Raw genomic sequence first — 22,613 nt, 5'->3', positions numbered from 1 at the left:
ATGCATCCTGCGTAGCAAGTCATCCGGCTGGGACGCGGTGGTGCCCCTGTTCCTATCGTCGCTCGCGTTATGGACGAAGAAACCTTCATCCAGGGTGCAAGTAATAGGGTGACGTTACGCGCGGCGACTGGCGTACGGGGAAGTAACCCCGAGGGAGCCGTGCGTGCAGGAGCACACGAGGTGCCGCCCGCCTGGGTACCCCGGCGACCAGTCCCGAGCTGGGTGCGCCCGGCCCCTGCCTTCGGTCGGGGACCCCCGAGCCGCCCTCCCGGGAGCCGTCACAGTCAGCCCGGAGGAGACACCATGACCCTTCCCCTGCCCCATCCCGCACTCACCGCAGCCGACCCGGAACTCGCCTCACTCATCGGCGCCGAGGAACAGCTTCAGGCCACGACCCTGCGCCTCATCCCCAGTGAGAACTATGTTTCCCGCGCCGTCCTCGAAGCCTCCGGCACGGTGCTCCAGAACAAGTACAGCGAGGGCTACGCGGGCCGCCGCTACTACGAGGGCCAGCAGATCATCGACCAGGTCGAACGGCTCGCCGTCGCCCGTGCCAAGGCCGTCTTCGGCGTCGACCACGCCAATGTCCAGCCCTACTCGGGCTCCCCGGCCAATCTCGCCGTCTATCTGGCCTTCGCCGAGCCCGGCGACACCGTGATGGGCATGGCCCTGCCGATGGGCGGCCACCTCACCCACGGCTGGGGCGTCTCGGCCACCGGCAAGTGGTTCCGAGGCGTGCAGTACGGCGTACGCCACGACACCGGGCTCATCGACTTCGACGAGGTCCGCGAACTCGCGCTCAAGGAACGCCCGAAGATCATCTTCTGTGGTGGCACCGCCCTTCCCCGCACGATCGACTTCGCCGCGTTCGGCGAGATCGCCCGCGAGTCGGGGGCCGTCCTGGTCGCCGACATCGCCCATATCGCCGGTCTCATCGCCGGTGGCGCGCACCCCTCACCCGTGCCGCACGCCGATGTGATCTCCACGACCACCCACAAGACCCTGCGCGGCCCGCGCGGCGCGATGCTGATGTCCCGCGAGGAGCACGCCAAGGCCATCGACAAGGCGGTCTTCCCCGGTCTCCAGGGCGGCCCGCACAACCAGACCACCGCCGCCATCGCGGTCGCCCTCCACGAAGCGTCCGGGCCGTCCTTCCGCGACTACGCCCACTCCGTCGTCGCCAACGCACGGGCACTCGCCGAAGCCCTGCTCGCCCGGGGCTTCGACCTGGTCTCCGGCGGCACGGACAACCATCTGATCCTGATGGACCTCACCGGCAAGGACGTGCCCGGCAAGGTGGCGGCCAAGGCCCTCGACCGCGCCGGGATCGTCGTCAACTACAACACCGTCCCGTACGACCCGAGGAAGCCCTTCGACCCCTCCGGCATCCGCATCGGCACCCCCTCTCTCACCTCGCGCGGTCTCGGCACGGAGCACATGCCCGCCGTGGCCGACTGGATCGATCGGGGTGTGACGGCGGCGGGCTCGGGCGACGAGGACGCGCTCGCCGTCATCCGCGCCGAGGTCGCCGAGCTGATGTCCGCGCACCCCGCACCCGGTCTGTCGGCTTAGCGCTCTCTCTGCCCGGTGCTGTGGACGGGAGACGCCCACCGGCGATCCTCTCCGGCCACAGCACCGGGCCGGTCCTGGTCCTGGTCCTGCTGGATGCTCTGTCCACTAGATGTTCTGTTAGATGTTCTGTCCACGGAGGTTGGTGACCGGCACCGCGTGAGCCGCGGGGCGAAGACCTCGGGTACCGACATCTCGGGTACCGACATGGGGCGTACCATTCACTCGCGCACCCGAGGTCTTCGCCGGGGGCCGGCTCAGCCGTCCAGCAGTTCCTGCCGAGGGCCCGGTTCCCTCGGGCCGCCGCGCTTGATGAACGGCGGGCGCGGGAGCCGCGAGACCCTCGGGCGCAGCAGCAGGGCCAGCACAGCCCCGGTGATCAGGCCCGGTATCGCCCACCACCAGTTGGTGGCCGCGTCGGAGGACGCGGAGGCGGTCTTGGCCACCGCTCCCAGGGACTCGTCCTGCTGATCCGGCTTCTGCTCCGGTCCCGCTGCCTGCTCCTGGCCCTGCGCCGGTTCGAAGGTGGGAGCGGCCGGGGTCACCCCGCTACGGTCCGCCGTGGCCCTCTTGGGCGTCAGGCCCAGGGTGTCGAGCAACTGGGCGAGCTGCAGGGGCTGCTTGGCCCGGTGCCAGACGCCCTCCGTGGTGTGTAGTTTCGCGACATCATCCGGCATCGCCGTGTGGATCCAGACGACGCCCGGATTGGTGCTGAGATATATCCGGTCCAAGCGCCAGGGCGTCACGTCGTGGATCAGCCAGGTCACATTGATCTGCCGCGGCTGATCGTTGAGTTCCAGACCTGCCGGAGGCTGAGGCCGGCCCTTGGGCTGCTCGGATTCGAGCAGCCCCAGCAACGTCGAATACTCCTTCTGGCTGTAGTGCAGCGATGCCGTCTTGTCGGTCGACGGAGTGACGAGCAGGACGCTCGTCGGCCCTCCTGCCATCGCGCCCGGCGCGAGGACCAGGCCCAGGGCGAGCACCGCCGCCAGAACGGCAAGTCGTCGCAGTAGTCGCATACTTCCCCCAGTCGATGTCCGGTACGGGCCCTCCGCACCGCATCACCTCTGGTACACCGCCCACGGCCATCGGGTTCCCCTTCCGGCCCGGTCGATTTCCCGCCACCGGGAGAAGGACCCCGGGCCACCGGAGCATCAGGGGGTCGACTCCGCTATCTCCTTCGCCCGCGCCAGTGACTCCACGCCCTCCAGACGCAGCGTCATCCGCTCGTCGGCCGTGACCCACAGCAGCGTCGGACCGGCAGTCCGCTCGGCCTTCGTCCAGGTGCCGTGCTCCTCGTCGACCAGTTCGAACCGCAGCAGATGCGGGCGCTCGAACCACACGCCCGTACCGCTTCCCATCGACACCCAGTCGGGCAGCTCCGGGCTGCTCTTGATGAAGCCGAAGTCCAGCTTCGCCGGGAACTGATCCAGCCGGACCACCTCGCCTCGCCCCCCGCGCCAGCACAGGCTGAGGACCGAACGGCCATCGGGCTCCGTCATGGCCGAGACCGCGTCCGGCTCTCCCAGCTCCGTAGGCACCAGCGCCCGGAAGCCCACGCTCCGCTCTGCCTCGGCCAGGGACACCGGGGCCGAGCAGCCCGGAACGGAGGCGCTGGGCGCCGGGCTCGCCGACGGGTCGTACCGCACCTCGACGCCGCCGAAGTCGAACCAGTCCACCACCGCCGCCCGCACCGGGGGAGTGAGCACCAGCACCACCAGCACCCCGGACAAGGCCGTCACCAGCGCGCGCCACCGCCTGCGCGCCCAGAGCCGCAGCCGCTCGGCGCGACCGGGAGACACCGGCACGGGCGTCGGCACCGCCTCGGCGAGGAGCTGGGCCAGCACACGCTCTGCCATCGTCTCGCCGTCGACGTCCGGGATCCTCATCCCGCGCCCCAGCGCACGCAGCTCGTCCGCCAACGCCTCGGCCGATTCGTCCGTGGGCCCGGCGGCACCGATTGCGGGACCGATTGCGGGACCGATCGTGGGCCCGATGGCGGGCCTGACGGCAGGCTCCCCGTGCCCACCGGGCTCACCGCCCCCGCTGCCCCGGTCCTTCCCTGAGCGGTCACTCACGCCCCTCACCTCCCTTCGCCCCTATCAGCCGCCCCAGCTTCGCCAGCGCACGGCTCAGCCGGGATTTCACCGTCCCGCGCGGCCAGCCCAGCGTCTCCGCCGTCTCCGCCTCGTCCATCTCCAGGAGATAGCGGCACACCACGACCTGGCGCTGCTCCTCACTCAGCTCCTCCAGCGCCGCCAGCAGCTCCCCGCGCCGCTCGTCCGCCACGGCCGCCACCGCCGGATCAGCCGACTCCGGTATCAGAGGCTCGGAGCCGAGCAGCAGCGCCTCCCGTCCCGCCAGCGCCCTCAGCCGGCCGGCCGAGCGCACTGTGTTCCTCGTCTCATTGACCACGATCCGCAGCAGCCAGGGACGGAAATCCGCGCCTTCCCGGAACCTGCCCAGGGACTGATACGCCTTGATGAACGCGCACTGCACCACGTCCTCCGCGTCGGCCCCCGCGCCGAACGCCACGGCCGCTCTCAGAGCGACATGCGTATGGGCGCGGACCAGCTCCGCGTACGCCTCCGGCTCTCCGGCGCGCACCCGCTTGATCACCGCGCCCTCGTCTACGACTACGCGGCCCCCCTCCAAGGTCCCCTCCCGAGTCCTCACACCTTTCATACACCGGCGGCCGGACATCGGTTCCACACCTGAGAGAATGAGGACCATGGCTTCAGTCCGACCCCGCGCGCTCTCCGGTATCCAGCCCACCGCAGGCTCGTTCCACCTCGGGAACTACCTCGGAGCGATCCGTCAGTACGTGGCGCTGCAAGAGACCCACGACGCCTTCTACATGGTCGTCGACCTGCACGCGATCACCGTGCCGCAGGACCCCGCCGAGCTGCGCGCCAACACCCGGCTCGCCGCCGCCCAGCTCCTCGCGGCCGGGCTGGACCCCGAGCGGTGCACCCTCTTCATCCAGAGCCATGTCCCCGAGCACGCGCAGCTCGGCTGGATCATGAACTGCCTCACCGGCTTCGGCGAGGCGTCCCGGATGACGCAGTTCAAGGACAAATCGGCCAAGCAGGGCGCCGACCGGGCCACCGTCGGACTGTTCACCTACCCCATCCTCCAGGTCGCGGACATCCTGCTGTACCAGGCGGACGCCGTCCCGGTCGGCGAGGACCAGCGCCAGCACATCGAGCTGACCCGTGACCTCGCCGAGCGGTTCAACACCCGCTTCGGCGAGACGTTCACGCTCCCGGCGGCCCACATCGTCAAGGAGGTCGCGAAGATCTACGACCTCCAGGACCCGACGAGCAAGATGAGCAAGTCGGCCTCCACGCCCAAGGGCCTGATCAACCTGCTCGACGAGCCGAAGGCGACCGCGAAGAAGGTCAAGAGCGCGGTCACGGACACCGACACCGTGATCCGCTTCGACCCCGTCGACAAGCCCGGCGTCAGCAATCTGCTCACCATCTACTCCACCCTCACCGGCAGGACGATCGCCGAACTGGAGAAGGAGTACGAGGGCAGGATGTACGGCGCGCTGAAGACGGACCTCGCCGAAGTGATGGTGGAGTTCGTCACACCGTTCCGGAGCCGTACGCAGGAGTACCTCGACGACCCGGAGTCGCTGGACTCGGTTCTGGCCAAGGGCGCGGAGAAGGCGCGGGCAGTCGCCGGCGAGACGCTGGCGGCGGCGTTCGACAGAATGGGCTTCCTGCCGGCCAAGCACTGACCGGCCGCCACGCGCAGGCCACGACGCGCAGGTCACCGCTGAAATGCCGCGACGGACACGCCACGACGCACCGGCCGCCTACCCACAGGCTGACCGCGCCGGCCGCACCGATCGCGACGATCGCGGCGAGCTGACTGTACGCGCCGCGGCCGTCGCGCGCCCGCCCGCTGACGCGGCACCGACCGGAACACACCGGTCCGGGCCGTTATTCAGGTACGAATTCGGAGGCCCTGACAACGCCCCTGAGCAGGGGCGGGGCATCGTAGCGGGGCCGGATGGCCGCGGGCCACTGTGTCCTACGCCTCTGGCCACATCCGTCCTCCAGCCGCCACACTGGCGGCTGGACAACCAGTGGAACAACCCGACGAGACGACTGAGGAGAATGACGTGGGGACCGTAACGCTCGGCGTTTCGATCGCGGTCCCGGAGCCCTATGGCAGCCTGCTCCAAGAGCGGCGCGCGGGCTTCGGGGATCCCGCCGCGTACGGGATTCCCACGCATGTCACCCTTCTCCCGCCCACCGAGGCCGATCCACGGGCGCTCCCCGCGATCGAGGCGCATCTGGCCGAGGTCGCGGCGGCGGGCCGGCCGTTCCCGATGCGGCTGGCCGGGACCGGAACGTTCCGCCCGGTCTCACCCGTCGTCTTCGTTCAGGTCGTCGAGGGCGCGGCGGCCTGCTCCCGGCTCCAGCGGCGGGTACGGGACGAGTCCGGGCCGCTGGTACGGGAACTCCAGTTCTCCTACCACCCGCATGTCACCGTGGCCCACTGCATCCCCGACGAGGCCATGGACCGGGCCTACGCCGAGCTGGCCGACTTCGAGGCGGCCTGGACCTGTGCCTCCTTCGCCCTGTACGAGCAGGGGCCGGACGCGGTGTGGCGCAAGCTGCACGAGTACGCGTTCGGAGGCGGAGTGGGGGCCGTGCCGACGCAGGGCTCCCCGGTGGACGAGGCCGCGACCGCGCCCTTCACGTCCTGATCACGTCCTGATCACGTCCTGACCGGGCCGCGCGCCGGTCGTCGCCCAGACCTCCAGACCTGAACCCATATGGCCATACAGTCATACGGCAATACAGGGCTACAGTCATGCGGTCGGACGGTCTTACGGTCGGACGGTCATGCGGTCATACGGGGAGCCTGCGGAAGAGCGGACGCGGCACATGCCGCAGCGCCGACATCACCACCCGCATCGCTCCGGGCACCCACACCGTCTCCGACCTGCGCCGCAGCCCCTGCTCCACGGCCAGGGCGACGGCCTCGGGAGTGGTGGCGAGCGGTGCGTCGGGCAGGCCGGCCGTCATCTTCGTCCGGACGAATCCGGGGCGTACGACCATCACATGCACGCCCGTCCCATGCAGGGCGTCCCCGAGGCCCTGGGCGAAGGCGTCCAGACCGGCCTTGCTGGAGCCGTAGATGAAATTGGCGCGCCGGGCACGCTCCCCGGCGACCGAGGAGAGGACCACCAGGGAGCCGTGCCCCTGGTTCTGGAGCGAGGCTGCGCAGACGAGTCCGGCCGACACGGCCCCCGTGTAGTTGGTCTGCGCGACCCGGACGGCGGCCTGCGGGTCGCCCTCGTCGTTCGCCTGGTCGCCCAGGAGACCGAAGGCGAGCAGCACCATGTCGATGTCGCCCTCCGCGAAGACCTTCCCCAGCGCCTGCTCGTGCAGGGCCGGGTTCAGTGCGTCGAAGGCCACCGTACGGACGTCCGCGCCGAGTCGGCGCAGCCCGTCCGCGGCGGCGTCGAGATCGGGCGACGGGCGGCCCGCCAGCCAGACCGTACGGGTGCGGCGGGCGATCAGCCGCCGGGCGACGGCCAGCCCGATCTCCGACGTGCCGCCGAGGACGAGCAGGGACTGCGGGGTGCCGAAGGCGTCCTTCATGACTGCTCCTTCATGACTGCTGCTGCGTTGCTGCTTGCATGACTGCTGCTGCGTTGCTGCTTGGTGGCTGCTGCTCTGTGGCTGCTTCGAGACTGCTGACCAACTGCTGACTGCGGCTGCTGCTCCGGGCTTCTTCCGGCGTACGGGCCCTACAGGGCGAGACGGCGGGAGAGATCGGAGGTGAACACGCCGTGCGGATCGATACGGGCGCGCAGGGCGCGGAAGTCGGGGAGCCGGGGGTACATCGCCGCGAGCAGTTCGGGCCGGAGCCGGGAGTCCTTGGCGAGATAGACCCGGCCGCCCGCGTCGGCGACCTCCTCGTCCAGCTCGTCCAGGAACGCGCCCAGACCGGGCAGTCCCGCCGGAATGTCCAGCGCCAGCGTCCAGCCGGGCATGGGGAAGGACAGCCAGCCCGGATCGCCCTCGCCGAACCGCTTGAGGACCGCGAGGAACGAGGGGCAGCCGCGCTCGGCGATACGCCGTACGATCCGGCGCAGCGTCTCCTCCTGGCCGTGACCGACGACGAACTGGTACTGCACGAAGCCGTCGCGGCCGTAGATCCGGTTCCAGTGCGGAACGCCGTCCAGCGGGTGGAAGAACGCCGAGAGCCTCTTCAGCTCCCCTTTCCGCGATCGGGGGGCCTTGCGGTACCAGAACTCGTTGAACAGGCCCACCGAGCTCCGGGTGAGCAGCCCTCCCGGTACGAAGGCGGGTGGCGCGGGCAGCTGTCCGGGCCGGAACGCGAGCGGTGCGCGCCGGGCGCGCGTGGGCAGCGCGGCGAGCGGCGCGTGCTCTCCGCGTGTGATGACCGAGCGCCCCAGCGCACGGCCGCGCGCCAGCAGATCGATCCAGGCGACCGAGTACCGGTGGCGGTGGTCGTCAGCGGCGAGTCTGGCCATCAGATCGTCGAGGTCGACGGCGCGTTCGGTGTCGACCGACATCAGCGAGGTCTCCACCCGGTGCAGCCGAATCGCGGCGGAGAGGATCACTCCGGTCAGGCCCATGCCGCCCGCCGTGGCGTCGAAGAGGTCGGTGCCGGGCAGGACGGTCCGGACCTCGCCGTCGGCGGTCAGCAGCTCCAGTGAGCTGACGTGGCGTGAGAAGGAGCCGCTGACGTGGTGGTTCTTGCCGTGGATGTCGGCGCCGAGCGCGCCTCCGACCGTGACCTGGCGGGTTCCGGGCGTCACGGGTACGAACCAGCCGAGCGGAAGCAGCACTTCCATCAGCCGGTGGAGGCTGACCCCGGCGTCGCAGACGACGGTCCCCGCGCCGGCGTCGATCGAGTGGACACGGTCCAGGGCGGTCATGTCGAGCACCGAGCCGCCCGCGTTCTGGGCGGCGTCCCCGTACGCCCGGCCGAGCCCTCTGGCGATCCCGCCGCGCGCGCCCCACTCCCGTACGGCCGCGACGGCCTCCTGATGGGTGCGAGGGCGCATCAGATACGCCGTCGTCGGTGCGGTGCGGCCCCAGCCGGTGACGGACACGAACGGGTCGTCGAAGTCGGTGGTGGGCGTGGTGCGGGTGTCGGCAGCCATACTCGTGACCGTATCGCCGCTTATGCCCACATTTTTGCAGTGCCTCACGGACTCGCCGAAATGGGTGATTAAACGAGTGTCATCAAAGAATGGCGTGAAAGTCGGCCGGTCGCCCAGAAGAGTCCCCCTCTGGTTCACGAGAAGGGGTGGCCGCGGATGAGATACGTCGACGACGCGTGGTACGCGGCGGCCGACCGGCGGTTGCTGGCGGCGATGCGCGACTGCGGAGACCAGCCCGGAATCGCGGCGGGGGCGCGGGTGCTCTCCTTCGCCGGAGAGCACGGCGCGCTCTGGCTCGCGGCGGGCCTCACGGGGGCGGTGGCGGACCGCCCCAGGCGCGGGTTGTGGCTGCGCGCCACGGCGCTGGTGGCCGGGGCGCATCTGGCGAGCATGGGTGTCAAACGCGTGGTCCGCCGTCCCCGGCCGACGGTGGGTGCCGCGGGTGCCGCGGGTGCCGCAGGTCCTGCGGTGGGCGTGGTGGGCGTGGTTGCCGTGGCTGCTCCGGTTTCCGCGACGGGTACGGTTCCGGCTGCCGCCTCGGGTGCGATTCCCACTCGGGGTACGGTTCCGGCTTCCGCTCCGGCTCCGGGCACGGCTCCCGCTCCGGCTCCGGCTGCGGGCCGAGGTTTCGCAACGGTTCCGGCTCGGGGTACGGCTTCGGGTGCGGCTTCCGCGAACAGCACAGGTCCGGCTCCGAGTACGGCTCCGGCCTCCGTTCCGGGTAGGGCACCCGCTCCAAGCGCGGCTCCGGACCCTGCTTCGGGTTTCGCCCTGGCGACGGGCACGGTTCTGGCCCGGGGGACCGCTCCGGCGCAAGGCACGGTTCCAGCTCCGGCACCGGGCTCCGCTCCCGCGACGGGCGCGGCTCCCGCGACGGGTGCGGCTCTGGCTCGGGGTGCGGCTCTGGCCCCTGCCGCGGGCTCCGCTCCCGTTCCGCGCACGGTTCCGGCCTCCGCACCCGCACCCGCACCCGCTCCCGCCCCGGAACCGCGGCGCGGGACCTCGGTACGGGGCAAGCGCGGCGGAGCCGGGCCCGGCGGACTCCCCGGACCCCTCGTACGCACCGCGAGCCCCCACTCCTTCCCCAGCTCGCACGCCACGTCCGCCGCCGCTGCCGCCGTCGCCTTCGGAGCGCTGACACCGGCCGGACGGCATCTCGTACCGCCCCTCGCCGCCGCCGTCTGCGTCTCCCGTCTCGTCGTCGGGGTCCACTACCCCACGGACGTCGCCGCGGGGGTCGCGCTCGGCGCGCTCGCCGCCCGCCTCGGGGCCGGCTGGGCCCGAGGCGTCGGGAAGGGGGCGCGGTGACCGAGCAGGGCACCGCGCTGCTGGAGCGGTCCGAGCGGCCCGGACGGCGACCGGGGAAGGTCGCGCCGCCGAAGGCGGTGAGCCTGCCCGTCGGGCTGCTGAGGAGCGCGCGGCCCCGGCAGTGGGTCAAGAACGTCCTGGTCATGGCCGCGCCCGCCGCCGCCGGGAAGCTGGCGTCCCCGCACACCGCCGTACAACTGACCCTCGTGTTCCTGCTGTTCACCGCCGCCGCGGCGGCCGTCTATCTGTTCAACGACGCCCGCGACGCCGAGGCCGACCGCGCCCACCCGGTGAAGTGCCGCAGGCCCGTCGCCGCCGGGGACGTTCCCGTGCCCGTCGCCTACGCGGCGGGCACGGTGCTCGCCGTCCTGGCCGTCATGGGCGCGGCGGTCTGGTGCAACACCATGACGTGCGTCCTGCTCACCGCGTATCTCTCGATGCAACTCGCCTACTGCGTCCGGCTCAAGCACGTCCTCGTCGTCGACATGGCCGTCGTGACGACCGGATTCCTGATGCGGGCGATGATCGGCGGGGTCGCGCTGGACATTCCGCTCTCGCGCTGGTTCCTGATCACCGCCGGCTTCGGCGCGCTGTTCATGGTCGCGGCCAAGCGGTACTCGGAGGCGGTGCAGATGCAGGGCGAGAAGGGCGTGACCCGTGCGCTCCTCAACGAGTACACGACCGGGTATCTGCGCTTCGTCTGGCAGCTCGCCGCCGGGGTCGCCGTTCTCGGGTACTGCCTATGGGCGCTGGAGAGCGGCGGAGCGGCCGATTCCGGGCTGCTGCCCTGGCGGCAGCTGTCGATGATCGCGTTCATCCTGGCGGTGCTGCGGTACGCGGTCTTCGCTGACCGGGGAACGGCGGGCGCCCCCGAGGACGTGGTGCTGCGCGATCGGGCGCTCGCCTTCGTCGGTCTGGTGTGGGCGGCGATGTACGGGCTGGCGGTAGCCGGCCTGTGAGCACTCCGTCGGACCTGAGACCGCTGCTTCAGCGGTGCTCGGAGGGTAGGCGTACGGCATGGACTGGTTGACCAAGCTCCCCCTGATCGGGCCCCTGGTGGCCCGGCTGATGCGCACCCACGCATGGCAGTCGTACGAGACGCTGGAACGGGTTCACTGGTCGCGCCTCGCTGCGGCGATCACCTTCATCAGCTTTCTCGCCATGTTCCCGCTGATCACCGTCGCCGTCGCGATCGGCGCCGCGCTGCTCAGCCAGAGACAACTGGACACGCTCCAGAACAAGATCAGCGACCTGGTGCCGGGCATCTCGGACCAGCTCGACATCAGCGGCCTGGTCGCCAACGCCGGCACGGTCGGGCTCGTCGCCGGAGCGCTGCTGCTGCTGACCGGCATCGGCTGGATCGGCTCGATAAGGGACTGTCTGCGGGCGGTCTGGAGTCTCGACGACGAGGACCAGGGCAACCTTTTCGTACGCAAGGGCAAGGACGCGGTCGTCCTTCTCGGCCTCGGCGCCACCGCGATCGCCTCGCTCGCCGCCTCCGCGCTCGGCTCCAGCGCCGTCGGCTGGACGGCGGACCGGCTCGGCCTCGGCGAGGGAGCGGCCGGGGGCGTGCTGTTGCGGATCGCGGCGCTCGCGATTGCCGTCGTCGCCGACTTCCTGATGCTGCTCTATCTGCTGACCCTGCTGCCGGGAGTCCATCCGCCGCGCCGTCGGCTGATCGAGGCCGGACTGATCGGCGCGGTCGGCTTCGAACTGCTGAAGCTGCTGCTCAGCGGCTATATCCGAGAGGTCGCCGGACGGAGTGTGTACGGGGCGTTCGGGGTGCCGATCGCTCTGCTGCTGTGGATCAACTTCACGGCGAAGCTGCTTCTGTTCTGCGCCGCGTGGACGGCCACCGGTCACGACGGGGAGGAGACGACGAGCCGCCCGGAGAAAGCGAGCGGCCCGTCCGGCGAAACCTCCGCCGGACGGACCGCGTGACCTCGCCGTACCGGGTCAGACGCGGCGCGACGGCCAGCGGCGGTTGACCAGGAACACGCCCCCGGCGAGCACCAGCAGCAGTACGCCCGCGAGCGCGATCGCCGTGCCGACGCCGCCCCGCGAGTCCTCGGCGGCGACCGTCTTCGCCAGGGAGCCGTTCTTGGCCGGCCCGGCTCCGGTGGGCACGGGAGCCGGGCCCGCGGACCTCGGCGCGACCAGTTCACCGACCGGGGTGACCTTCCCGGAGGCCGCGAAACCCCAGTCGAGGAGCCGGGCGGTCTCCTTGTAGACGGCCTGGGTCTCCTCGGAGTCCGGGTTCATGACGGTGACGAGCAGCACCTTGCCGTTCCGCTCGGCGACACCGGTGAAGGTCGAGCCCGCGTGGGTGGTGTTGCCGTTCTTGACACCCGCGATCCCCTGGTACGGGGCGACTCCGTTCTCTCCCGTGAGGAGCCGGTTGGTGTTCTGGATCTCGAACGTCTCGCGCTTTCCGTTCTTCATCGCACCGGGGTAGTCGGCCCTGACGGTGGAGCAGTACTCGCGGAAGTCCTTCTTCTGCAGCCCGCTGCGGGCGATGAGGGTGAGGTCGTACGCGGACGACACCTGACCGGGCGCGTCATAGCCGTCGGGGGAGACGACACGGGTGTCGAGGGCCTGGAGCTCCTCGGCGTGCGCCTGCATGTCCTGGACGGTCCGGCGGATGCCGCCGTTCATCGCGGACAGGGCGTGGACGGCGTCGTTGCCCGAGCGGAGGAAGACACCGAGCCACAGGTCGTGGACGGTGTACGCGTGTTCCTCCTTGAGGCCGACGAGACTGCTGTTGGCGCCGATGTCCGCCAGTTCCGCCAAGGTGACCTTGTGGACCGCGTCCTTGGGGAACTTGGGCAGCAGGGCGTCCGCGAAGAGCATCTTGAGCGTGGAGGCGGGTGCCAGCCGCCAGTGGGAGTTGTGCGCGGCGAGCACGTCACCGGTCTCGGCGTCCGCGACGATCCACGACCGGCCGGTCAGCTCCTTGGGCAGTACGGGCGCGCCCGCGCCGAGACTGACCTGGGTGCCGGGCCTGCCCAGCAGGGTGCCGCCGACGGTGGACATGGACGCCGGTGGATTCGGCGGCTTCCGCACGGTGGATGCCGTGGATCGGCCTTCCGCGGCGGCCTTGCCGTCGTGGGCGGTCGCCGAGGCGGGAACGGCGACGAGGAGCGGCAGCAGGGCGGCGGCGGTGACCGTCAGCGCGATCTTCTTCATGGCAGGCACGGACGTGAAAGTACCGGGTGACATTGAAAATATGGTTATCGGTCTGGTGACTCGCCGTGAAGGCCGCTGAGACGGCCCACCCCGGCCGTCCCCGGCACCCCGGTAGTCCCCCGCGCCCCGGTAGTTCCCGGCACCCCGGTCCGCCTCCGCGCCACAGGCGGACCCCACGCCACGGGCGGCTCTCGATCCCCGGTCCGGCCTCCAGCCCCCGTCCGCCCCGGCGGCGGGCAGGTCCGGGCCCGCGCCGCCACCCCGGAGCGCCCCGGCGGAGGACGGTCGGGATACTGGAAGCATGAAGCTCAGCCGCCCTGTGTCCTGGTTCCTGCTCGCCTTCGGCGTGTGGAGCTGGGTCATCTGGGTCACCTTCGTCAAAAACCTGTGGAAAGACGGCAGCGGACTCGCCTTCGACGACGCGGGCGACCCGACCGGGTACTTCTGGGTCCATCTGCTGCTCGCCATCGCGTCCTTTCTTCTGGGGACGGCCGTCGGAGTCATCGGGTTCCGTGGTGTCCGCGCATGGCGAAATGAAGCACGTCAAACGGGCTGACCGACTTCTTCGGCCTCCTCGGGCACAAGAACCACGCGATGTGCGTTAGGAATCGCGTGGGCGTGTGAAGTCCGCGGAGCGCGCGTTCCGCGGAGCACGCGAAGAATAGGGGAGCAGTCTGTGATCGTGGTCGTCCTGCTCGTGGTGGTCGCGGTGATCGCTCTGCTCACCGGGGCGCACTGGTACGTCTGGCGGAGACTGGTCCGCGACACGACGACGAACCGGACCGCCCGCCGGGTCGGCGCGGTGGTCGTGGTTGCGCTGCCGCTGCTCTCGGTCGGCACGATGCTCTCGTCCCGCTCGGGCGCGCCCTTCTGGGTCGAACAGATCCTGGCCTGGCCTGGATATATGTGGCTGGCGCTGCTCATGTACCTGGTCCTGTTCCTGCTGGCGGGCGAGGTCGTCCGCGCGGTCTGGCTCCGGCTCCTCGGGCGGTCGGCGGCGGGAGCCCTGGGCGGGAGCGCGACGGCCGGCGGGACCACCACCGCTCACCCGATCACAGCACCCTCGGGGAACGCCGCGGACACGCGGGAAGGCGAGAGCCCGGACGCGTCACCCGCAGGAGCGACCCCGGTCCACGAGGCCAGGGTCTCCCAGGGCGGAACCGATGTGAGCACCCTGCGGGACACCGACACGAAAACGGACCCCGAGCCGGATACGGAAGCCGGGACCGGCCCCGGCACAGGCCCCCGCAACGGCACTGGCACCGCACCCCGCACCGGTCCCGGCGCTGATGCCGATGCCGATGCCGATGCCGACGCCGGGGGCACGGCCGACGCCGGTACGGAGCCGGGCGCCGCGGCGGCCCCCGGGGTCTCCCGGCGGCTCTTCGTCTCCCGCGTCGTCGGCGGCGGAGCCACGGCCGCCGCGCTCGCCACCGTCGGATACGGCACGTACAGCGTCTTCCGGGGCCCCAGCGTCAAGCGCGTGACCGTGCCGCTCGCCAAGCTGCCCCGGACGGCACACGGATTCCGGATCGCCGTGGTCAGCGACATCCACCTCGGTCCGATCCTCGGACGGGCCCACACCCAGCGGATCGTCGACACCATCAATTCCACGAGCCCGGACGTGGTCGCCGTCGTCGGCGACATGGTCGACGGCGACGTGGCCGATCTCGGGGCCGCCGCCGAACCGCTCGCCCAGCTCCGCGCGCGCCACGGATCCTTCTTCGTCACGGGAAACCACGAGTACTTCTCGGGGGCCGACCAGTGGATCGACCGCGTCCGTGAGCTGGGGCTCACCCCGCTGGAGAACGAGCGCGTCGAGATCGCGGCGGGCTTCGACCTCGCCGGGGTCGACGACGTCGAAGGCGAGAGCGAGGGCAGGGGCCCCGACTTCGGCAAGGCGCTCGGCGACCGGGACCGTACCCGCGCGTCCGTGCTCCTGGCCCACCAGCCCGTCGTCATCCACGACGCCGTCGAGCACGGCGTCGACCTCCAGCTCTCCGGCCACACCCACGGCGGCCAGCTCTGGCCCGGGAACTATGTCGCCGAACTGGCCAATCCGACCGTCGCCGGACTGGAGCGGTACGGGGACACCCAGCTCTATGTGACCAGGGGCGCGGGAGCCTGGGGCCCGCCCGTGCGGGTGGGCGCGGCCTCGGACGTCACCGTGGTCCAGCTCGCCGCACGCCAGGCATAGCCGAGCCCCGAGGGCTCACCCTGCTCCGGCCGTCTTGTCCCCGGCCGTCCCGTCCCCGGCCGTCTTGTCCCTGGCCGTCTCGTCCGGGGCCGTCTCGTCCGAGGCAGGGAAGGGCGGGAACGTCACCGTCACCGCCAGGCCCTGCCCCGGCGCGGTCCGCACGTCCACCCCGCCCCCGTGCGCCGCCACCACCGCCTGCACGATCGCCATGCCGAGCCCGCTGCCGCACGAGGACCCTGTGCCCGCCCGGAAGAAGCGGTCGAAGATCCGCTCCGCGTCCTCGGCCGCCATGCCCGGCCCCTCGTCCTCCACCACCAGCCGCACCACCCCGCCCGGCTCACCCCCGACCCTCACCACGACCGGCACATCGTCGGAGGTGTGGACCCGCGCGTTCGAGAGCAGATTGCCGACGAGCTGCCGCAGCCCCGACTCGTCCCCCCGTACCGTCATCGCCTCCGCCGCCCCTCGTACGGAGACGGGCCGCCCCGGCTGCTGCGCCCGCAGATCGTCCACCGCGTCCCGCACCAGACGGCTCAGATCCACGGCGCACATCCGCGTCCTCGGCTGCCGGTCCAGCCGCGCCAAGGTCAGCAGCTCCTCGACGAGCCGTCCCATCCGGTCGGCCTCGGCGTTCATCCGGGCGAGCGCCCGTGTCCGCTCGGCGGGCTGGAGCAGCATGCCCCGTTCGTACAGCTGGAGGTAGCCGCGGATCGCCGACAGGGGAGTGCGCAGCTCATGTGAGGCGTCCGCGACGAACCGGCGCAGCTGGGCGGTACTGCGTTCACGGGTCTCGAAGGCGGACTCGACCTGGTGGAGCATGGAGTTGAGGGCGACCCGCAGCTGTTCGATCTCGGTGATCGCGTGCCGTCCCGCCGGCACGCGCCGGGCCAGATCGCCCTCCGCGATGGCGGACGCCGTCTCCACCATGCCTTCCAGCGGCTGCACCAGGTGTTTGGTCCCGACCATGGTGAACAGCGCGAGGAGGGCGAGCAGCAGGGTCCCGAAGCCGAGGTCGAGCTTGAGGGCCTTGCCGATCGCGGAGCGTACGGCTCCGGTGTCCGTGGCCAGGACGATGACCGTACCGTCGCCGAGGCGGCCCGCGGCCACCCGGTAGGGATCGCCGTCGACGGTCAGATCGCGTACCGCGCCGGAGGCGGCGAGCGCCGTGGGATCGTCGACGGTGTCGGCGAGTTCGCGCTGCCGGCCGGTGGGCTTGAATCCGGCGAAGGAAACGGGCCGGTGCTCCGCGTCCACGGCGACGAGCATCGTGTTCGAACGCGGCAGGGCGTTCGTCTCCGGATCGTGGGGCGACGCGACATGGTCGAGCAGGGCCGCGATGCCCTTCAGCCGCTCGATCTCGGCCTGGGTGAATCCGGTGTCCTCCACCGCCTTTCGGCTGGAGAGCAGTTCGGAGTCCACCCGTTGCAGCAGAAAGTGCTGCATGGCCATCAGGCTGACGACGGTCGCGGCGACGACGCCGAGCAGCAGCACCACCAGATTGACCAGGGTGAGCCTGGTCCGCAGGGAGTGCATCCGCCGTCGGCGGTCCTTCACCCAGTTCCGGAATCCCTGCTGGGAGCCCGTCCAGCCCTGTATCCGGGTGTTCATGCCAGCCCGTACCCGATCCCCCGGCGCGTGGTGATCAGCGGCGGCCCCAGCGGATCGAGCTTGCGCCGCAGATAGCTGATGTAGGTCTCCACGACGGTCGACTCCGCCTGGTGCTCGTACTGCCACACGTGCCGCAGCAGCTGCTCCTTGGGGACGACGCGTCCCTCGTTCCGTACGAGAAACCGCAGCAGGGCGTACTCCGTCGGCGTCAGCAGCACCGAGCGGCCCGCGCGGCGCACCGCGTACGTCGTCTCGTCCAGCTCCACGTCCTTGTACCGCAGCGGCGGCCGCACCGGCAGCACATCGGCGGACCGGGTCCGGCGCAGTACGGCGATGATCCTGGCGACGACCTCGTCCACGTTGAACGGCTTGGTGATGTAGTCGTCACCGAAGCCCAGCGCGCCCACGATCTCGGCCGGGGCGTCGCGCGCGGTGACGAAGACGACGGCCGTCTCCGGGTGGCGGTCGCGCAGTTCGCGCCCCAGCACCCGGCCGTCGCCGTCCGGGAGCATCACGTCGAGCAGCGCCACATCGGGCCGGGTCCGCTCGGAGAGCCGCTGCGCCTGCCGTACGGTCCCCGCCGTCATCACCTCGAAGCGGTGGTAGCGCAGGGCGATGGCGAGGACGTCCGCGATGCTCGGCTCGTCCTCCACGACCAGCACGGTCGCCCCCTCGTGGTTCATCGCAGGAGCCCCCTCGACTCGGACGGTTCGCCAGGACCGCGGCACTTCACTGCGGCACTTCACCGCAGTACAGGACCTCAGCACAGAACAGCAGTGCAGGACTGCGGTACAGGACCTCAGTATCCGCGCGCGGGCCGCTCGACGCGCCCGCGCAGCCTTGGAGTTCCTTGAGAGTCGCCGTGCGGGCGACGGCGAACGCCGGGGCGCGGGTCTCAGCCTTGGAGTTCCCTGAGAGTCGGCTCCGCGCCCCGCCGTCCGCCGCCCTCGCGCCCGATGCTGAAGCCCGGCCCGGGGGACACGGACCGAAGGACGAAAGGGCGGGGAGATCGTGGCGGCATTGGCACGGTGGTGCTACCGGCACCGGCTGGCGGTACTGATGCTCTGGGTGGCGGCGCTGTTCGGCCTGGGGGCGGCCGGCAGCGCGGCGGGGACCGACTACTCGAACGTCTTCAGCCTCCCGGACACCGACTCCCGGCGGGCGTACGACCTGATGGCGAAGGCGTTCCCGGAGAGCGCCGGTGACCAGAACACCGTGGTGTGGCGGGTCGACGACGGCTCGGTGCGCGATACGTCCGTACGGGAGCGGCTGGAGCCCGTGCTCAAGGAGATCGCGGGCATGAAGGGGGTCGGCGAGGTCAGGAGCCCCTACTCCCCGCGGGGCGAGGCGCAGATCAGCGAGGACGGGCGGATCGCCTACGCCCATGTCGTCTTCGCCGAGCAGGCGCACTCGGTCCCGAAGGAGACCGTGCGGGATGTGATCGAGGCCGTCGAGGACGCCCGGAGCGACGGCCTCCAGGTCGAGGGCGGCGGACAGGCGATCGCCCTCACCCAGGAACCGGCAGGGGGCACGGCCGAGATGGTCGGCATCGCCGCCGCCGCGATCGTGCTCTTCCTCGCCTTCGGTTCGCTGTACGCGATGCTGCTGCCGCTGGTCGTGGCGGTCTTCGGCGTCGGCATCGGGATGCTGTCCACGATGCTGCTCAGCCATGTCACCGATGTGCCCGATCTCGCGCCGCTGCTCGGCTCGCTGATCGGCCTCGGCGTCGGTATCGACTACGCGCTGTTCATCGTCACCCGGCACCGCAAGGGCATCCTGCGGGGCGACGACCCCGAGGAAGCGGCCGTCACCGCGCTCAACACCTCCGGCCGGGCCGTTCTGTTCGCGGGCGCCACGGTCTGCATCGCGCTCGCCGGGATGCTGGTGACGAATCTCCGCTTTCTCGACGGCGTCGTCATCGCCACCTCCCTCACCGTCGTACTGAGCGTGCTGGCCGCCGTGACCCTGCTGCCCGCGCTGCTCGGCTTCCTCGGCACTCGGGTGCTCAGCAGGCGGCAGCGGCGGCGGCTGGCCGAGAAGGGGCCCGAGCCCACCGAGTCGAAGGGCGCCGCCGTCCGCTGGGCCGCCTTCGTGCAGAAGCGGCCCAAGGCCGTCGGCCTGATCGCGATCGTGGTGATGGCGGTCCTGGCGATTCCGGTGCTGTCGCTGCGGCTCGGCGCCACCGACCAGGGCAACCACGCGGAGGACTCGACCACCCGGCAGGCGTACGACCTGCTCGCCGACGGCTTCGGACCCGGCTTCAACGGACCGCTGCAACTCGTCGGGGAGGGGATCGAACCCGCCGCCGCGACCGCGCTGGTGGAGCGGGTGCGACAGACCGAGGGCGTCGTCCAGGCGGCCATGATGCCGCTGCCGCCCGAATCCGGTCTCACGGTGATCAACGTCGTCCCGGCGACCTCGCCGCAGTCCGAGGAGACGGACCGGCTCATCGACATCCTCCGCGACGACGTCATCGCGGAGTCCGGCGAGAGCGTCCACGTCGGCGGAGTGACGGCGGTCTTCAAGGACTTCGCGGAGGTGACCGGCGACCGGATGCCGTACTTCGTCGGCACGATCATCGCGCTGGGCTTCGTCCTGCTGCTGGTCGCGTTCCGGTCACTGGTGGTGCCGCTGACGGCCGCCCTGATGAATCTGATCGCGGCGGCGGCCTCCTTCGGCCTCATGGTGGCGATCTTCCAGTGGGGCTGGGGAACGGAGCTGATCGGCATCGGCAAGGAGGGCCCGATCACCGCGTTCCTGCCGGTCATCATGTTGTCGCTGCTCTTCGGGCTCTCGATGGACTATCAGGTCTTCCTGGTGAGCCGTATGCACGAGGAGTGGGTGCACACGCGGGACAACGCGCGAGCGGTACGGGTCGGCCTCACCGAGACCAGCCGGGTCATCAACAGCGCGGCCCTCATCATGATCTGCGTCTTCGGCGCGTTCGTCCTCAGCGGCGAGTTGGAGGCCGCGATGGCGGGGGTCGGCCTCGCCGCCGCGGTGGCGCTGGACGCGTTCATTCTGCGTACGGCGCTGGTCCCGGCCGCGATGTTCCTGCTGGGGCGGTCCAACTGGTGGCTGCCCGCCGGGCTGGAGAAGCGGCTGCCGCATTTCGCGGTCGAACCCAAGGAGCCAACGGAGGCCGCGGAACACAAGGCGTCCAAGCAGTCCAACGAGTCCGGGGAGTCCGGCGCATCGGGGGAGGGGCCGCTCACCGGGGCTTCCCCGACGGCTTCGAGCCCCCGCGGGTCGACCGTGTACGGCTTCGTCCGTACGGGCGAGGGGGAGCCGGTCGCGGACGCGGTCCTCGCTCTCGTCTCACCGGAGGGCCATGAGGTGGACCGGGTGGAGTCGGCGGCCGACGGCTCGTACGTCCTCTCCGCCCCGGAGGGCGGCGCGTATCTGCTGACCGCGGCGGTCCCCGGGCGGGAACCCCGGTCCCGCCACGTCCTGATCGGCGACGATCCGCTGGTCCACGACGTGGTCCTGGCGGACGCGGGAGTCGGCCGGTAGGGCGTGTTGCGGGGAGCGCCCCGGAGCGCCGGCCTTGGGCGTCGGGGCGCTCCCCCGTGGGAACACTCCGGCGCACAGGGCACAGCGCGCAGAGCCCGGGGCGCTCCTACGCCTTCGGTTCGGACGCGGTCGTCTTCGATACGGACGCGGTCCGCCGCCCGCGCGCGGTGGCGGCCGGCCCTCGCCGGCCCGCCGCGGACTTGCGGGCGGCCACCGTCTGGGCCGTGCCCGGCAGCAGGTCCGTCAGCAGCTCGTGCACATCGTGGACGAGCGGCCGCAGCACCCGGAACCGGGAGAGGACGATGCCGCGGGTGGTCAGCCGGGCGCCCTGCTCGGCCAGTCGGCGGCTGCGCTGACGGCCTTCGGAGCGGTCGAAGACCCAGTAGAGGACGAGCCCCATCTGGGAGAGCCACAGCAGCTCCGGGAGGGAGTCGGCCAGTTCGGCCGGCACCTTGGTCTTCGCACCCGCCAGGGCCTCCCGGTGGACCTGGATGGCCTCCTCGCGGGCGGGCTCCGACTCGGTCGAGAAGGGGCTGAGGGGGCTCTCCGGGTCGGCCGCGTTCTTGAAGAACTGGGCCGCGAATTCGTGGTACGGCTCGGCGATGTCCAGCCAGGCGTTCAGCACCCCCGCCAGCCGCGCCCCGAGATCGGTCTCCGTCTCCAGGAGGGGCCGGACCGCCGCCCGGTGCTCGGCGGCGATCCGGTCGTAGAACCCCTGGACGAGATGTTCCTTGGAGGCGAAGTAGTAGTACGCGTTCCCCACCGAGACCCCCGCCTCCGTGGCGATGGCCCGCATGGTCGTCTTGTCGTAACCGCGCTCCTGGAAGAGCCGGAGCGCGGTTTCGAGGATGAGCGTGCGGGTCTGCTCGCTCTTCGAGGTGCTCTCGGGAGTGCTTCTCGGGGTGCTCATCGGGGCGTTCACACCGGCCGGGGCCTTCGCGTCAGTCACGGTGACCGAGCCTAGTGGGGGAGTTCGCAGCGGTCGTCACAGGGAGTGCCGGCCGCCGCCCCTGCCCCCGCCGCAGCCCCCGCCGAGGTCGCCTCGCGGTACTTGGCCGCCGCGAGCATCGTGGCGCGGACGAAGGGGGCGCCTGCCGGGGTGGAGAGCCAGTGGGCCTTCGGCCGGTGATCCGCCAGCGCCCACAGACAGACGATCCAGGCCGCCGCCCCGGCGAAGATCTGGCCCCGGTCCCCGATGACGGTGATCTCCTTGAGCGTACGGGTGTGGTCGAGGTCCGGGTATCGGCGCCGTGCCTCGTGCGACGCGGCGGGGACCAGATCCAGGGGTACGAGCTGGCGCTGACGGCCCAGCCACTGCCGCAGATGGTCGCAGAGGGAGCACTGCGCGTCGTAGAGGACGGTGAGCCGGGCGACCGGGATGCCCGCGTGGCGGACCGGGGCGGCCATCGGGGCTCACACCCCGGCCGGCGGTGCGGCCGGCGGCACGGTCGGCGGGGTCCAGCCCTGCGGCGCGGTGGGCGGCGAGGTCCAGCCCTGCGGGGCCACCGGCGGCACCTGCTCGCGCTCCATCACGCCACGCCTGCGGATCTTGTTGAGGACGTAGACGTTGGTGAGGTGCATCAGCCCGAGGACGAGCAGCACCACTCCGAGCTTCAGCGAGAGCGAGTCGAAGAGTCCGCGCGTGTCCTCCACGGTCTTCGCGACCCGCAGATAGAGAGCGACGAAGCCCAGGTTCACCAGATAGAAGCCGACCACCAGGAGGTGGTTCACGGCATCGGCCAGCTTCTCGTTCCCGTGCATCACATCGGAGAGGAAGATCCGGCCGTTGCGGCTCAGCGTACGGGCCACCCAGACGGTCAACGCCACGCTGATCAGCAGGTAGATGACGTAGCCGAGAACATTGAGGTCCATTCCCCCGACCTTTCTGAACGTGTTCAAAAGATCCGATGGGAGGAATGTAGCGCGTTTTTTGAACACGTTCAACGCGGAACGAGAGGTTCCGGAAGAGGTGTTGGGGCGGCGGCGTGACAGCCTTGGGGACAGCACACGGGGAGAGCGGAGCCGGTGCGACGGGAGGAGCCGCGGAGGCGGCGAATCCGGAAGCCGAACCGC

General features: G+C 71.0%; 20 protein-coding genes and 1 riboswitch. Of the genes, 9 read left to right on the top strand and 11 right to left on the bottom strand.

Going from position 1 to position 22,613, the window contains the following annotated elements:
* The first annotated feature begins 113 nt into the window (after nt 1-113).
* Nucleotides 114-204, top strand: a riboswitch (ZMP/ZTP riboswitch).
* Between the two features lie 99 nt (nt 205-303).
* Nucleotides 304-1,572: a serine hydroxymethyltransferase gene (locus ACWEFL_RS12350; RefSeq protein ID WP_451710777.1), complete on the top strand. Its 1,269-nt coding sequence runs from the start codon at nt 304-306 to the stop codon at nt 1,570-1,572.
* Between the two features lie 254 nt (nt 1,573-1,826).
* Here the strand turns inward: ACWEFL_RS12350 and ACWEFL_RS12345 are convergent, their stop codons facing one another.
* From ACWEFL_RS12345 to ACWEFL_RS12335, 3 genes are all read right to left on the bottom strand, one after another.
* Nucleotides 1,827-2,588 (bottom strand): hypothetical protein, encoded by a 762-nt coding sequence (locus ACWEFL_RS12345; protein WP_451710775.1) that lies wholly within the window; start codon nt 2,586-2,588, stop codon nt 1,827-1,829.
* 135 nt (nt 2,589-2,723) lie between these two features.
* Nucleotides 2,724-3,647: a hypothetical protein gene (locus ACWEFL_RS12340; protein ID WP_451710773.1), complete on the bottom strand. Its 924-nt coding sequence runs from the start codon at nt 3,645-3,647 to the stop codon at nt 2,724-2,726.
* Nucleotides 3,640-4,254: an RNA polymerase sigma factor gene (locus tag ACWEFL_RS12335; protein ID WP_451710771.1), complete on the bottom strand. Its 615-nt coding sequence runs from the start codon at nt 4,252-4,254 to the stop codon at nt 3,640-3,642. Before ACWEFL_RS12335 ends, ACWEFL_RS12340 begins: the two co-directional genes overlap by 8 nt.
* Nucleotides 4,255-4,300: 46 nt before the next feature.
* Here ACWEFL_RS12335 and trpS point away from each other — a divergent pair, with 46 nt between their 5' ends.
* Both trpS and ACWEFL_RS12325 read left to right on the top strand, forming a co-directional pair.
* Complete coding sequence (trpS, locus tag ACWEFL_RS12330; RefSeq protein ID WP_451710769.1) at nt 4,301-5,314, top strand: tryptophan--tRNA ligase; 1,014 nt, start codon at nt 4,301-4,303, stop codon at nt 5,312-5,314.
* A gap of 387 nt (nt 5,315-5,701) precedes the next feature.
* Nucleotides 5,702-6,292, top strand: a complete 591-nt coding sequence (locus ACWEFL_RS12325; RefSeq protein WP_451710767.1) for a 2'-5' RNA ligase family protein — start codon at nt 5,702-5,704, stop codon at nt 6,290-6,292.
* A 145-nt stretch (nt 6,293-6,437) separates the two neighbouring features.
* Here ACWEFL_RS12325 and ACWEFL_RS12320 read toward each other — a convergent pair whose 3' ends face one another.
* Nucleotides 6,438-7,193 carry a decaprenylphospho-beta-D-erythro-pentofuranosid-2-ulose 2-reductase gene (locus ACWEFL_RS12320; protein WP_451710765.1) on the bottom strand — a complete coding sequence of 252 codons (756 nt, stop codon included), beginning with the start codon at nt 7,191-7,193 and terminating at the stop codon, nt 6,438-6,440.
* A gap of 149 nt (nt 7,194-7,342) precedes the next feature.
* Entirely contained in the window at nt 7,343-8,728 is a 1,386-nt protein-coding gene (locus tag ACWEFL_RS12315) for an FAD-binding protein (RefSeq protein ID WP_451710763.1), read from the bottom strand.
* A gap of 885 nt (nt 8,729-9,613) precedes the next feature.
* Between ACWEFL_RS12315 and ACWEFL_RS12310 the strand changes: the two genes are divergently transcribed.
* From ACWEFL_RS12310 to ACWEFL_RS12300, 3 genes are read left to right on the top strand one after another with little or no spacing between them, the layout of a single operon-like run.
* Nucleotides 9,614-10,036: a phosphatase PAP2 family protein gene (locus tag ACWEFL_RS12310; protein ID WP_451710859.1), complete on the top strand. Its 423-nt coding sequence runs from the start codon at nt 9,614-9,616 to the stop codon at nt 10,034-10,036.
* Nucleotides 10,033-10,995, top strand: coding sequence for a decaprenyl-phosphate phosphoribosyltransferase (locus ACWEFL_RS12305; protein WP_451710762.1), 963 nt, complete (start codon nt 10,033-10,035; stop codon nt 10,993-10,995). Before ACWEFL_RS12310 ends, ACWEFL_RS12305 begins: the two co-directional genes overlap by 4 nt.
* A 58-nt stretch (nt 10,996-11,053) precedes the next feature.
* A complete protein-coding gene (locus ACWEFL_RS12300) occupies nt 11,054-11,977 on the top strand; it encodes a YihY/virulence factor BrkB family protein (RefSeq protein WP_451710760.1) in 924 nt (307 codons plus the stop codon).
* Between the two features lie 15 nt (nt 11,978-11,992).
* On the opposite strand, the gene ACWEFL_RS12295 is transcribed toward ACWEFL_RS12300, so the two are convergent.
* Complete coding sequence (locus tag ACWEFL_RS12295) at nt 11,993-13,231, bottom strand: D-alanyl-D-alanine carboxypeptidase family protein (protein ID WP_451710758.1); 1,239 nt, start codon at nt 13,229-13,231, stop codon at nt 11,993-11,995.
* Nucleotides 13,232-13,523: 292 nt separating this feature from the next.
* Here ACWEFL_RS12295 and ACWEFL_RS12290 point away from each other — a divergent pair, with 292 nt between their 5' ends.
* Nucleotides 13,524-13,778, top strand: coding sequence for an SCO4848 family membrane protein (locus ACWEFL_RS12290; protein WP_451710756.1), 255 nt, complete (start codon nt 13,524-13,526; stop codon nt 13,776-13,778).
* Between the two features lie 120 nt (nt 13,779-13,898).
* Nucleotides 13,899-15,419, top strand: a complete 1,521-nt coding sequence (locus tag ACWEFL_RS12285) for a metallophosphoesterase (protein WP_451710755.1) — start codon at nt 13,899-13,901, stop codon at nt 15,417-15,419.
* Between the two features lie 15 nt (nt 15,420-15,434).
* Here ACWEFL_RS12285 and ACWEFL_RS12280 read toward each other — a convergent pair whose 3' ends face one another.
* Together ACWEFL_RS12280 and ACWEFL_RS12275 are read right to left on the bottom strand one after the other, a co-directional pair.
* Nucleotides 15,435-16,952 carry an ATP-binding protein gene (locus ACWEFL_RS12280; RefSeq protein WP_451710857.1) on the bottom strand — a complete coding sequence of 506 codons (1,518 nt, stop codon included), beginning with the start codon at nt 16,950-16,952 and terminating at the stop codon, nt 15,435-15,437.
* A gap of 71 nt (nt 16,953-17,023) precedes the next feature.
* Nucleotides 17,024-17,710 (bottom strand): response regulator transcription factor, encoded by a 687-nt coding sequence (locus ACWEFL_RS12275; RefSeq protein WP_451710753.1) that lies wholly within the window; start codon nt 17,708-17,710, stop codon nt 17,024-17,026.
* Between the two features lie 337 nt (nt 17,711-18,047).
* On the opposite strand from ACWEFL_RS12275, the gene ACWEFL_RS12270 reads away from it, so the two are divergent.
* The gene (locus tag ACWEFL_RS12270; protein ID WP_451710855.1) at nt 18,048-20,540 is read left to right on the top strand and encodes an MMPL family transporter; all 2,493 of its coding nucleotides are present in this window, start codon (nt 18,048-18,050) and stop codon (nt 20,538-20,540) included.
* Nucleotides 20,541-20,646: 106 nt separating this feature from the next.
* Here ACWEFL_RS12270 and ACWEFL_RS12265 read toward each other — a convergent pair whose 3' ends face one another.
* From ACWEFL_RS12265 to ACWEFL_RS12255, 3 genes are read right to left on the bottom strand one after another with little or no spacing between them, the layout of a single operon-like run.
* Nucleotides 20,647-21,450 (bottom strand): TetR family transcriptional regulator, encoded by an 804-nt coding sequence (locus ACWEFL_RS12265; RefSeq protein WP_451710853.1) that lies wholly within the window; start codon nt 21,448-21,450, stop codon nt 20,647-20,649.
* A 50-nt stretch (nt 21,451-21,500) separates the two neighbouring features.
* The gene (locus ACWEFL_RS12260; RefSeq protein ID WP_451710751.1) at nt 21,501-21,947 is read right to left on the bottom strand and encodes a thiol-disulfide oxidoreductase DCC family protein; all 447 of its coding nucleotides are present in this window, start codon (nt 21,945-21,947) and stop codon (nt 21,501-21,503) included.
* Between the two features lie 6 nt (nt 21,948-21,953).
* A complete protein-coding gene (locus ACWEFL_RS12255; RefSeq protein ID WP_451710749.1) occupies nt 21,954-22,412 on the bottom strand; it encodes a hypothetical protein in 459 nt (152 codons plus the stop codon).
* Nucleotides 22,413-22,613 lie beyond the last annotated feature (201 nt).

Source organism: Streptomyces sp. NPDC004838 (assembly GCF_053600955.1).
This window is presented reverse-complemented; position numbering and strand designations above follow the sequence as displayed.

What these genes read in the sequence shown, in the direction of transcription:
- ACWEFL_RS12255 (WP_451710749.1), bottom strand. Translation starts at nt 22,412, where the DNA reads ATGGACCTCAATGTTCTCGGCTACGTCATCTACCTGCTGATCAGCGTG.
- ACWEFL_RS12350 (WP_451710777.1), top strand. Translation starts at nt 304, where the DNA reads ATGACCCTTCCCCTGCCCCATCCCGCACTCACCGCAGCCGACCCGGAA.
- ACWEFL_RS12290 (WP_451710756.1), top strand. Translation starts at nt 13,524, where the DNA reads ATGAAGCTCAGCCGCCCTGTGTCCTGGTTCCTGCTCGCCTTCGGCGTG.
- trpS (WP_451710769.1), top strand. Translation starts at nt 4,301, where the DNA reads ATGGCTTCAGTCCGACCCCGCGCGCTCTCCGGTATCCAGCCCACCGCA.
- ACWEFL_RS12275 (WP_451710753.1), bottom strand. Translation starts at nt 17,710, where the DNA reads ATGAACCACGAGGGGGCGACCGTGCTGGTCGTGGAGGACGAGCCGAGC.
- ACWEFL_RS12345 (WP_451710775.1), bottom strand. Translation starts at nt 2,588, where the DNA reads ATGCGACTACTGCGACGACTTGCCGTTCTGGCGGCGGTGCTCGCCCTG.
- ACWEFL_RS12265 (WP_451710853.1), bottom strand. Translation starts at nt 21,450, where the DNA reads ATGAGCACCCCGAGAAGCACTCCCGAGAGCACCTCGAAGAGCGAGCAG.
- ACWEFL_RS12280 (WP_451710857.1), bottom strand. Translation starts at nt 16,952, where the DNA reads ATGCACTCCCTGCGGACCAGGCTCACCCTGGTCAATCTGGTGGTGCTG.
- ACWEFL_RS12320 (WP_451710765.1), bottom strand. Translation starts at nt 7,193, where the DNA reads ATGAAGGACGCCTTCGGCACCCCGCAGTCCCTGCTCGTCCTCGGCGGC.
- ACWEFL_RS12260 (WP_451710751.1), bottom strand. Translation starts at nt 21,947, where the DNA reads ATGGCCGCCCCGGTCCGCCACGCGGGCATCCCGGTCGCCCGGCTCACC.
- ACWEFL_RS12300 (WP_451710760.1), top strand. Translation starts at nt 11,054, where the DNA reads ATGGACTGGTTGACCAAGCTCCCCCTGATCGGGCCCCTGGTGGCCCGG.
- ACWEFL_RS12335 (WP_451710771.1), bottom strand. Translation starts at nt 4,254, where the DNA reads ATGAAAGGTGTGAGGACTCGGGAGGGGACCTTGGAGGGGGGCCGCGTA.
- ACWEFL_RS12315 (WP_451710763.1), bottom strand. Translation starts at nt 8,728, where the DNA reads ATGGCTGCCGACACCCGCACCACGCCCACCACCGACTTCGACGACCCG.